Origin of the sequence: Dokdonella sp. (genome assembly GCF_049593775.1) — a bacterium.
In the GTDB taxonomy this organism is placed as follows: Bacteria; Pseudomonadota; Gammaproteobacteria; order Xanthomonadales; family Rhodanobacteraceae; genus Dokdonella.
Genome location: NZ_JBAWHJ010000407.1, coordinates 1 through 10,926 on the forward strand (window position 1 = coordinate 1; position 10,926 = coordinate 10,926).

The window sequence follows — 10,926 nt, forward strand, 5'->3', positions numbered from 1 at the left end:
GCTTGAACTGGGCTGTGGCGAAGGCCACCAGACGCGTCATCTGGCCCAACTGGCATCGAGGACCTACGGACTGGACGTCAGCGAAAAGGCCGTGGAACGAGCCCGATCACGATTGCCGGAGGCAAAATTCGCGGCGACAGACATATTCGGCCAACCCTGGACTGCAGAGGTCCAGCGCTTCGATCTGGTGACTGCCTGCGAGGTGCTCTACTACATGAGTGACGTCGAACGCACCCTCGCACGCATGTCGGAACTGGGGCGCAATTGCCTGGTCACGATCTTTGCACCGGCTGCGCGGCGCGTCGGCCCGCATCTGGACAGGATTCCAGGCCTGAAGAAAGACTGGATCTGGCACGGCGGGACCGTGTGGCTGGTGTGCTGGTGGCACAATGAGTGATGCCCCGGACCCGTTCGACGGACGCGGCATTCTCTATTTCGGCAACGACTGGCACTCGGAAAACCGGACCAGCAGCCATCATGTCGCGATGCGCCTGGCCAATCGCACACCCCTGCTCTACATCAGCTCGCCGGGTCTCAGGGCGCCAACAGCGAGTGGCCGTGACCTGAGTCGCATGCTGAGGAAACTGCTGGCGACCCTGAGACCGCCCACCCGCATCGAAGGCAACCTGTGGCATTGCACGGTTCCCCAGTTGCCATTCCGGCGAATTGCGGGCGTGGAGCTGCTGAATCGCTGGTTCGGCCGCTGGGCCGTGCGCAGGGCTGCACGCAAGGCCGGCATCCACCGGTGCATTTCCTGGTTCGTCGTACCTCATCCGGGTTTCCTCGCCGGCCGGCTCGGCGAGGACTTCTGCGTTTACTACTGTATCGACGACTACGCCGCGCACCCCGGCGTCGATGCCGAGCTGATCGGCCGTCGTGATGAAGAGCTGAGTCGTCATGCCGACCTGCTATTCGTAGCCCCGCCTGCCCTGGTTGCGGCTAAGCAGGCGCTCAATCCGAATACCGTGTTCTCGCCGCATGGCGTCGATCTGGATCTTTTCGCCAGGGCAGCCGACCCGGCCACTGCCGTTGCCGCGGGGGCCGAAGGTCTGCAGCATCCCGTAATCGGCTACTTCGGCTCACTGCACGAGTGGATCGACTTCGAGTTGATCGCCTGGCTGGCGCGCCAGCGCCCGCAGTGGTCATTTCTGATGGTCGGCCACGCTGCAGTCGATACCGCCGCGCTGGACGAGGTGTCCAACGTGCATCTGATGGGCGCACAGCCTTATCGCGACCTGCCCAATTGGGCCAGGGCCTTTGATGCGGCGATCATCCCGTATCGGCTCAACCGGCAGGTCGCCAACGCCAACCCGCTCAAGCTGCGAGAATACCTGGCAACAGGGAAACCGGTGGTCAGCGTGCGCAATGCCGAGATCGAGAAATTCTCGGACGTGGTGCGCATTGCCGACGACCGCGAGTCCTTCCTGGCCGCGCTGGACCTTGCCGTGCTTGACCAGTCGGCGGATGCCTGTGCGAAACGCATGGCCGCGGTGGCCGACCAATCCTGGGATCGACGTGTCGATGAGGTAGTGGCCCGTGTGGCACAGGGTCTTGCACGCCAATCACTACAACCCGCATCCCGATAAACCCGAGGCTTGTTCCATGAGTGCAGTAAACCCCGCAAAGTTGCGTGTCGCGATTGTCGGCGCCGGTTATGTCGCCAACCATCATCTGGCCGCATTGAAGCGACTGGATTTCGTCGAACTGGTGGGCATCTGCGACACCCAGCGTGAGGCGGCAGAGGCGCTGGCTGCACGCTACGACATTGGCCTGGTCGCCACGAGATTCGAAGAACTCGCGGCAGCACGCCCGCAGATCATGCATGTCCTGACACCGCCGGCATCGCACGCGGCACTCGCCATCAAGGCGCTGGACATGGGCTGCGGCGTACTGGTCGAAAAGCCGATGGCCGACACTGTCGCCGAATGCGAAGCCATGATCGAAAAGGCCCAGGCCAGGGGACTGATTCTCGGCGTCAATCACTCCGACCTGCTCGATCCGGTGGTCATGAAAGCGCTGCAAGCCGTACGTGCCGGCCGCATCGGCGAGATCGTTTCAGTCGACATCCTGCGCAGTTCGGAATACCCGGCTTATGCCGGCGGCCCCCTGCCGGCCCAGCTTGCGCAAGGGTCCTACCCATTCCGCGACCTCGGTGTCCATGGGCTTTACACGCTTGAGGCATTCCTGGGCCCGTTGTCGGGTTTGCGCGTCGATTTCCAGGCCAGCGAACGCGATCCCAATCTGCGTTTCGACGAATGGCAGGCGACGGCGACCAGCGGCAATGCCATCGGACGCATGTTGTTGTCGTGGAATTCGCGACCAATGGAAAGTCGCGTGGTCGTGCGCGGCACCCGGGGCAGTATCGAGATCGATCGCTTCCTGCAGATCATTCGCATACATCGCGTACTGCCAGGCCCCAAGTTCATCGGCATTGTCCTCAATACGATGCTCAGTGCGATGGCCGACTGTTTTCGCGTGCCATGGAACGTCCTGCGTTTCGCTACCGGTATGCTCAAGCCTTCGCCCGGCATCCAGAAGGGAGCCGCCGATTTCGCGATTGCCGCACGCGACAACGGCAAGCCGCCATTCGACGGCGCTGCCGCCCTGCGCGTGATCTCGCTGCTGGAACCCGCGTGCGTCGAGCCCGATCGCCTGCGCCATGAAGAAATCGAGAAGCGCTACGCGAAACTGGCGCCGGTCGATGCACTGGTCACCGGCGGTGCAGGCTTTCTGGGGCGGGCTCTGGTCAAGGCCCTGCGCAAGCGCGGCCAGAGCGTTCGCGTCCTGCTGCGCAAGCCGGTCGAGGCCTACAGCAGTGATCCGGGCATCCAGGTCGTCATCGGCAACCTGGGCGATCCGCGCAGTGTTGACCATGCGGTTGCGGGTGCAGGAATCGTCTATCACGTCGGCGCTGCCATGCGCGGCAGTCCGCGCGACTTCGAAGCCGGCACGGTCTGGGGCACGCGCAATGTGGTCGATGCCTGCAAGAAGCACGGCAGCCAGCGCCTGGTCTACGTCAGTTCGATGAGCGTGTTCGATCACGTTGGTCGTGATCCCGACGTCGCCATGACCGAAGCATCTGCCTACGAGCCACACCCGGAGTGGCGTGGCGCCTATACGCAGACCAAGCTGACCGCCGAGCAGATGGTTCTCGATGCAGTTCGCAACGACGCATTGCCTGCTGTCATTATCCGGCCCGGCCAGATTTTCGGCCCCGGCGCGGAGAAGGCTACCCCAAATGCAGTAGTCGGGTTGGCCGGACGCTGGGTCGCCGTTGGCGAGGGCAGCATGACCCTGCCACTGGTCTATGTCGACGATGTCATCGACGCGCTGTTGCTCGCAGCCGAAGCTCCTGATGCGACTGGCAAGCTGTTCAATGTCGTAGATCCGGCATTGATCACGCAACAGGAATACCTAGACCAGGCCAAACGAAAACTTGGCAATGAACTGCGCGTCGTGCGCGTTCCAACCTGGCTGTTCATGACCCTCGCATTCGGCGTCGAGATGCTCGGCAAACTGTTGCGCCGCGACGTGCCACTGACACGCTATCGGGTACGTTCGCTGCGGCCACTTGCCAACTTCGATCTCAGCGCGGCCCGCGATGGGCTTGGCTGGCAGCCGCGCATTGGTGCACGACGCGGACTTGACCGCACCTATGGTTCGGCGGATTGAGCAGGAGGCTCGCCGGCGGCAAGCGCAAGCGCTGCTTCGTGACGCCGGCGTGTCGAGCGCCGGATCGCGCGCATGGCCGGGCGCTCGACCAGAAACGTCAGCAACACTGCAAGCAGGGTGACCAGTAGCGCGGCAGCCACGGCCGCCAGGCTGGCCGGAACGCCGATCATTTCCAGGCGCCAGATCAGGCTGAATCCTATTGCCTGATGCAACAGGTACAGCGAGTAGGAGATGGTCCCGAGGAACGCGAAAGGCGCCCAGCGCAAGCCGCCGAGAAAGCCAGCCGCGAACAAGGCGAAAATTGCCGTGGTAATCACGGCCACCTCGAAATAGACAGGCTGGAACGCGATTCCTGTCGCCAGCAAACCCAATCCGATCAAGCCGATGTCTCCGCGGCGATCCTGTGGACGCGTGCGAATCCGGTAAAACAGGATGCCCAGGGCAAAGTACGGTATGTGTCGAACGATCAGCAGCTCGTGCACCGTATAGGAGAGCCTGACATCGTTTTTCTCCGCAATGCCGAAGACGACAGCCAGCGCAAACCAGGCGACGATGATCCAGCGAATCCGGTGGAGCTGACCGAGCATGAACCAGAGCAGCATCTGCAAATAGAAGAACAGTTCAACCTGCAAGGTCCAGTACGAGCCATCGAGGTGTTCGGCGCCGAGAATCTGCTGGATCATCGTGAAATCGATGGCGACATCGCGCCAGGGAAGCCGCTGCGACGGCATGCCGATCGTGTAGACGACTGCCGCGCTGACGAGGATGGCAGCCCAGTACGCCGGAAACAGGCGTGAGAATCGCGATACCACGAAATCCATCGCCGAACGGGTATGTTCAAGCGACATGAAAATGACGAAACCACTGATCATGAAGAACAGGTGGACGCCATAGTTGCCGAAGGAGAACGAAACCGGCGCGGAGCCAAGGTGCCCGAACTCCCTTCCATACTGGGTCGTGTAGTGAAACGCGACGACGGCCAATGCCGCCAGGCCACGCAGTGCATCAAGTTCAACGATGCGCGTTGCCGTCGATTTCCTTGTTTGCACGCTGGCCGCTCCGGTGCCCGCGCTTGCGGGCTCGGCAATCATACGCTTGCCTGGCCGCCGGCCATTCGGCATCCAGCCGGACCGCAAATCCACCCAGAGTCCAGGCCCGGGCATTGACCCGATACAATCGGGCCTTTCGGGAACCAATGGACCGCATGCGCATCCTGGTCGCAACCTCGCAGTTTCCCGTCGCCGGTGAGCCAACCCGCGGGCGACCGATTCACCAGACGGTGACTGCCCTCGGCCGACTTGCCGAAGTGCGCGTCATCAGTCCGGTTGCACGTTACCCGCACTGGGCCAGGCCGAAAAGCTACATTTTTCGCACACCGGATCCCGCTGAGCCGGTGACATCCTGCGATGTCGTCTATGTGACCTACCCGGCCTTGCCCCTGCTGACGCGGCCGCTGAACGGCTGGCTGTGTGGGCGTGCACTGCGCGCGGAAGCCGCCGCATTCAAACCCGATGTGGTTCTTTCCTACTGGTTGTATCCGGACGCTCATGGCGCCTTGCGTGTCGCGCGTGAACTCGGCGTCCCGCTGGTGGCGGGCGCTCGCGGCTCGGATATCCGCGTTCGCGATGCGATCAGCCGGCACCTCACGCGCCCGGTCGTACGCAATGCCGATCGCCTGCTTGTCGTGAGCGCAGACCTCGGCCGACTCGCCGTCAGCGACTACGGTGCCAGGGCCGATGCCGTGCGCGTCATCGCCAACGGCTGCGATGCCGAAATCTTCCATCGTCGTGACCGAAGCGAGGCAAGAACGCGCTGCAAAGTCGCAGCCGAGGCAGAACTGATTCTCTACGTGGGCCGCCTGGTCGCGGAAAAGGGCCTGCGTGAGCTGGTTGAAGCGCTGCGCAGTCTGCGCAGCTCGCACCCGCATGCCGAGCTGGTGCTGGTCGGAGACGGCCCGATGCGCGAAGAACTCGCCGCGCTGGCGCACGATCCGGCAAATTGCATGCGTCTGGTCGGTGCGCTGCCAGCCAGCGAAGTGGCTTGCTGGATGGCCGCCTGCAATCTGCTCGCACTGCCGAGCTATTCCGAAGGGCATCCGAACGTTCTGGTCGAAGCTCTGGCCTGCGGCCGGCCTGTCGTTTCGACGCCAGTCGGCGGAGTACCCGAGGTCGTGGACGAAAGTTGTGCGATGCTCGTACCTCCACGCGACGCGCCTGCACTGGCTGCGGCTCTTGCCGCCGTGCTGGAACGCGACTGGGACGAAGTAGCGTTGTCGCAACGTTTCTCGCGCAGTTGGGCAGATGTCGCTACCGATACGTTCGCGGCCTGCGCCGAAGCCGTGGCCATCCATCGAAGCAATCCAGGGGAGTAAGCCGGACCGTGTGTGGAATAGCAGGATTCAGCGGTGCAGGCGCCCAGTCTCTCGATACACAGGGCGTGCTCGAACGCATGATCCATACCCTGCATCATCGCGGGCCCGACGGGTACGGCTATCACGTCGATGCCGGCATCGGGCTGGCCCATGCGCGTCTTTCGATCATCGATCTGGTCTCCGGCGACCAGCCGATCCACAACGAGCGCGGTGATGTCTGGACCGTTTTCAACGGCGAGATCTTCAACTACGTCGAACTGCGCGCCGATCTGATCGCCCAGGGGCACCACTTTTATACACAGTCCGATACCGAGGTGATCGTCCATCTCTATGATCACTACGGCGATCGTTTCGTTGAGCACCTGAACGGACAATTCGCCATTGCGCTGTGGGATGCGCGCAAGCGCCGGCTCGTGCTGGCGCGGGATCGCGCCGGGATCCGACCGTTGTTCCATACACGTGCCCGCGGCCGGATCTGGTTTGCATCCGAGATCAAGGCCCTGCTTGCAGTGCTGCCCGAGCGCGCCAGCCTGCATCCGAATGGCCTGGTCGAGGCCCTGACCTACTGGGCTCCTGCCGATCCGGAGACCCTGTTCGAAGGCGTGCACAGCCTGCCGCCCGGACATCTGCTGGCGATCGAGGAGGATGGCCGCGAGACCCTGACCCAATACTGGGACTGGACGTTTCCGGAGATCGGTACGCCGCCGGCATTCACATCCGTGGAACAGGCCGCCGATGAATTGCGCAGCCTGCTGGTCGACGCCGTGCGCCTGCAACTGCGCGCGGATGTTCCGGTCGGCGCCTACCTGAGCGGCGGCCTCGACTCCTCGGGCATTGTCGCGATGATTCGCGGATTCACACAGACGCCGGTGCGAACGTTTTCGGTCGCGTTCGAGGATGCCGAGTTCGACGAAAGTGAGCACCAGCAGGCGATGGTGCGCCATCTCGGCACCGACCATACGACCTTGCGCTGCACGCGCGAACAGATCGGCGAAGCATTTCCTCGACTGATTCGGCACGCCGAAGTCCCGGTGCTGCGCACCGCACCGGTACCGATGATGCTGCTTTCGCAACGCGTCCGCGAAGAGGGTTTCAAGGTGGTCCTGACCGGTGAAGGCGCCGACGAAGTCTTCGGCGGCTACGACATCTTCAAGGAAGCCAAGGTACGCCGGTTCTGGGCCCGCCAGCCGAACTCGACCATGCGCCCCAAGCTGCTCGGCAGGCTGTATGGCTATCTTGAGAATTCGCCGGTGAGCAATCCGGCGTTTGCGCAATCCTTCTTCGGCCAGGGTCTGGAGCACATCGATCGTCCCATTTTTGCCCACGTGCCACGCTGGACGACCTCGCAGCGCGCCCTCAATTTCCTGTCCGCGGAGATGCGCGCGAGCACTGGCGATCGCAATGCGCTGGACTGGTACGAGCAGCGCCTGCCACCCGAAATCAACCGCTGGACACCGCTGGCCCGCGACCAGTACGTCGAAGCCAAATCGCTGCTGGCCGGCTATCTGCTGGCGGCGCAAGGTGATCGCGTCGCCTCGGCGAATTCGGTCGAGGGCCGGGTACCGTTCCTCGATCACCGCGTCATCGAATTCGGCAACCGCTTGCCAGCGAACTACAAGATCCGTGGCCTGACCGAAAAATACCTGTTGCGCCGCGCACTTGCCGATCTGCTGCCGATCGATATCGTTACCCGTACCAAGCAGCCGTATCGCGCACCCGATAGCCAGAGCTTTTTCATCAACGGCAAGGCTCCGGATTACGTGGCGGATTTGCTCAGCACCGAGCGCATTCGCAAGTCGGGCTACTTCGATGCCGTGCGCGTTGGCCGGCTGCTCGACAAGTGCCGCGCCGGCAAGGCGACCGGCTTTGCCGACAACCAGGCCTTCGTCGGCATTCTCTCGACCATGCTGCTTGATGAGACTTTCATGCGCGGTTCGACGGGCGGCTAGGGCTACAAGCTCCTGCAAGATTTTCGTGGAGCTTCGCGGCTGAAGCCGCTTCCTACGACAGTTACATCACGGGCGCGGACATCGATCACTTTCCTGCTTTGCCGCTTCGTTATTGGCTTGAGCAGCCATTCGGCTGTTGAAAGCAGCCATGATGCTTCTGCTCGCGGTGTCGAACGAGAAGCATCGCGGCTGAAGCCGCTTCCTCCGACAGTCACATCACGGGCGCGGACTTCAATCACTTTCCTGCTTTGCCGCTTCGTTGTTGGCTTGACCAGCCATTCGGCTGTTGAAAGCAGCCAGATGCTCTTCTACGGGTTTACCGGCAGCGTTGCGCATGGACGTGGATTCGCCTATTCGGCCATCAACTCGATGCGCAGCAGTTTCCCACTGCTCGCGTCCGTCAGCGCATAGAGCATGCCGTCCGGACCGACACGCACATCCCGGATGCGTTCGCCGCGATCCTTCAGCAGCCGTTCCTCGTGGACGATACGGTCGCCATCCAGCTCCAGCCGGATCAGGCTAGTACCAGCCAGCGCACCGAGGAAGAGATTGCCCTTCCAGCTCGGCAATTGATCGGAATCATAAAAGGCCAGGCCGCTGATCGCCGGGGATACCTTCCAGTAGTGATGAGGCTGCTCCATGCCCTCGGCTTCAGTGCCGACCGCCTCGGGGATCGGCTTGTCGTTGTAGTTGATGCCGTAGGTGATGATCGGCCAGCCGTAGTTCTTGCCCGGCAGCGGGATATTGATCTCGTCGCCACCCTGCGGGCCATGCTCGGTCGTCCATAGCTGGCGTGTCCACGGATTGAGGGCTGCACCCTGCATGTTGCGATGGCCGTAGGACCAGATTTCAGGCCGTACGTCGTCGCGGCCGACAAAGGGATTGTCCTCGGGAACACTGCCATCGAGATTGAGCCGGACCAGCTTGCCCTGCAGTTTGTCGAGATCCTGGGCCGTGGGTCGCTTGTTGTTCTCGCCCTGGGTCACGAACAGGTGGCCGCTATCGTCGAAGACCAGGCGCGAACCGACATGAGTCCCGCTGGACAGTTTGGGCTCCTGCTCATAGATCACCTTGCCATCGTGCAATGCCTGACCTTCCAGCCTGGCGCGGAAGACCGCCGTGCCAGCCAGATTGCCGCGCATGTTGGGCTTGGCGAACGAGAGGTAGATCAGGCCACTGCTGGCGAAATCCGGGGCGACGGCGACATCGAGCAGGCCCGACTGACCATCGACGAAAATGGTCGGCAATCCCGAGACTTCCGCGATGAACTCGCCGTTCGCACCGAGCAGGAGAAGGCGTCCGGGGCGCTCGGTAACCAGCATCCGTCCATCGGGCAGGAACGCCAGAGCCCATGGGTGCTCCAGTCCCCTGGCAACCTCGACGATGCGGATTTCTCCACGTTCGCTGGATTCGGTTTGCGCCGTTCCGTCGCCCGCTGAAACGGCTTGAGGTCTGGCTGGCGCATCGGGATGCATCGTGCAGGCCGTAATGACCAGCAGGACAACTGCCATGGCTACGCTGGTTCGCATGTCCGCACCTTCTTGTCGCAAAGTCTGGACACAAACCATAGCCAATTCGCCCAATTGCTGCACCCGCTTGTATTTGTGTGGCCTGGAATTGGCCCGAATCGACCCCGCCGGGAAGCCAAGCGCCCTCGCTTTGGTGCACAATTGGCGATTACGGCCTGACGGATGGGGCGATTGTCGTCGCGGTATTCCGTGAATACGGATTGCGGCAACCCGCATCACCCACCGCAAGCGCGCAGCAGAGCCGAACCGGATACCGGGCAATCGCTTGCCGGTTCCGAACGGCCACGAACCCGGGGTGAAACCAGATCTATGGATCATAAAAAGCAGATCAAGCATTTCGTGCTCGAGAACTACCTTTTCACGGATGATGAAAGTGCGCTCGCCGATGGCGACTCGCTGATCCGGAATGGCACGATCGATTCGACCGGCATGCTCGAGTTGATCGGGCATCTCGAAGAAACCTACTCGATCAAGGTCGAAAATGCCGAAATGATTCCGGCCAATTTGGACTCCATCGACACGATCGGGGCTTTCGTCGCGAACAAGCTGTCTGCGTAGAGCGTCCGCATGGTCTCGCTCATCTCACGCGTCGAACGGGTAGCACTCAGCGAGCCGGATCGACGCGCGGTGACCTGCGGCGAACAGCGCATCGACTACGGAACACTGTGGGCGCAGGCCAGGGCGTTCGCGGCATTCCTGCAGGCATCCGGCATTGCTGCCGGAGACCGCGTTGCCCTGATCCTGCCCAATGGCATCGAGGCAATTGTCGCCTGCTACGGAAGCTGGCTCGCCGGTGCGGTGATCGTTCCACTCAACGCACAGGCTCGCTCACGCGATTTCGGCCCATGGTTGCGTCACAGCGAGGCGCGATGTGTCGTCCATGAGGGCGGACACGAAGATGCAAAAGTGGCAATCGATGCCATCGAAACACCGTTGCTGCGCATCATCACCGGCTCACTCGACGTCGATGGCAGCAGCGTCGCCTGGCAGTCCGTGGTCGCAGCCAAGTCAACGCACATTGCAGCGCAGCGCGAGCCCGCCGAACTGGCGATGATTCTCTACACATCGGGCACGACCGGCGCGCCCAAGGGCGTGATGCTGAGCCATGCCAATCTCGCCGCGAATGTCGATTCGATCATCACCTATCTGGATCTCGGCAAGGACGACAGTATCGTTTCGGTGTTGCCGTTCTACTATTCCTATGGTGCTTCAGTCCTGCACACGCATCTTGCAGTCGGCGCCTACCTGGTCATAGAACCAAACCTGGTCTTCCCCCACCTCATGGTCGAAACCATGGCGCGCGAACGCGTCAGCGGCTTTTCAGGCGTGCCGTCGACCTTCCTGCTCCTGCTGAACCGGGTGTCATTGGCCGACTACGACCTGTCATCCCTGCGCTATGTGACCC

At 62.2% G+C, this 10,926-nt stretch carries 9 protein-coding genes; 7 read left to right on the forward strand and 2 right to left on the reverse strand.

What is annotated here, in order from left to right:
* The 3 genes from WBP53_RS14015 to WBP53_RS14025 all read left to right on the forward strand — a co-directional run.
* The coding region (locus WBP53_RS14015) for a class I SAM-dependent methyltransferase (RefSeq protein ID WP_423929957.1) at nucleotides 1–397 on the forward strand (397 nt) is incomplete at its 5' end.
* Nucleotides 390–1,586, forward strand: coding sequence for a glycosyltransferase (locus WBP53_RS14020; protein WP_423929959.1), 1,197 nt, complete (start codon nucleotides 390–392; stop codon nucleotides 1,584–1,586). The genes WBP53_RS14015 and WBP53_RS14020, both read left to right, overlap by 8 nt.
* A gap of 16 nt (nucleotides 1,587–1,602) precedes the next feature.
* Nucleotides 1,603–3,672, forward strand: a complete 2,070-nt coding sequence (locus tag WBP53_RS14025; RefSeq protein ID WP_423929961.1) for an NAD-dependent epimerase/dehydratase family protein — start codon at nucleotides 1,603–1,605, stop codon at nucleotides 3,670–3,672.
* Here the strand turns inward: WBP53_RS14025 and WBP53_RS14030 are convergent.
* The gene (locus WBP53_RS14030) at nucleotides 3,654–4,721 is read right to left on the reverse strand and encodes an acyltransferase family protein (RefSeq protein ID WP_423929963.1); all 1,068 of its coding nucleotides are present in this window, start codon (nucleotides 4,719–4,721) and stop codon (nucleotides 3,654–3,656) included. The genes WBP53_RS14025 and WBP53_RS14030 overlap by 19 nt on opposite strands.
* 155 nt (nucleotides 4,722–4,876) lie before the next feature.
* Between WBP53_RS14030 and WBP53_RS14035 the strand changes: the two genes are divergently transcribed.
* Together WBP53_RS14035 and asnB are read left to right on the forward strand one after the other, a co-directional pair.
* Entirely contained in the window at nucleotides 4,877–6,043 is a 1,167-nt protein-coding gene (locus tag WBP53_RS14035; RefSeq protein ID WP_423929965.1) for a glycosyltransferase, read from the forward strand.
* A gap of 8 nt (nucleotides 6,044–6,051) precedes the next feature.
* Complete coding sequence (gene asnB / locus WBP53_RS14040) at nucleotides 6,052–7,992, forward strand: asparagine synthase (glutamine-hydrolyzing) (RefSeq protein ID WP_423929967.1); 1,941 nt, start codon at nucleotides 6,052–6,054, stop codon at nucleotides 7,990–7,992.
* Between the two features lie 350 nt (nucleotides 7,993–8,342).
* On the opposite strand, the gene WBP53_RS14045 is transcribed toward asnB, so the two are convergent.
* Nucleotides 8,343–9,521, reverse strand: a complete 1,179-nt coding sequence (locus WBP53_RS14045; protein WP_423929969.1) for a PQQ-dependent sugar dehydrogenase — start codon at nucleotides 9,519–9,521, stop codon at nucleotides 8,343–8,345.
* 309 nt (nucleotides 9,522–9,830) lie between these two features.
* On the opposite strand from WBP53_RS14045, the gene WBP53_RS14050 reads away from it, so the two are divergent.
* Together WBP53_RS14050 and WBP53_RS14055 are read left to right on the forward strand one after the other, a co-directional pair.
* Nucleotides 9,831–10,079, forward strand: coding sequence for an acyl carrier protein (locus tag WBP53_RS14050; RefSeq protein ID WP_423929971.1), 249 nt, complete (start codon nucleotides 9,831–9,833; stop codon nucleotides 10,077–10,079).
* Between the two features lie 9 nt (nucleotides 10,080–10,088).
* A partial coding sequence (locus WBP53_RS14055) for a class I adenylate-forming enzyme family protein (protein ID WP_423929973.1) occupies nucleotides 10,089–10,926 on the forward strand: 838 nt, incomplete at its 3' end.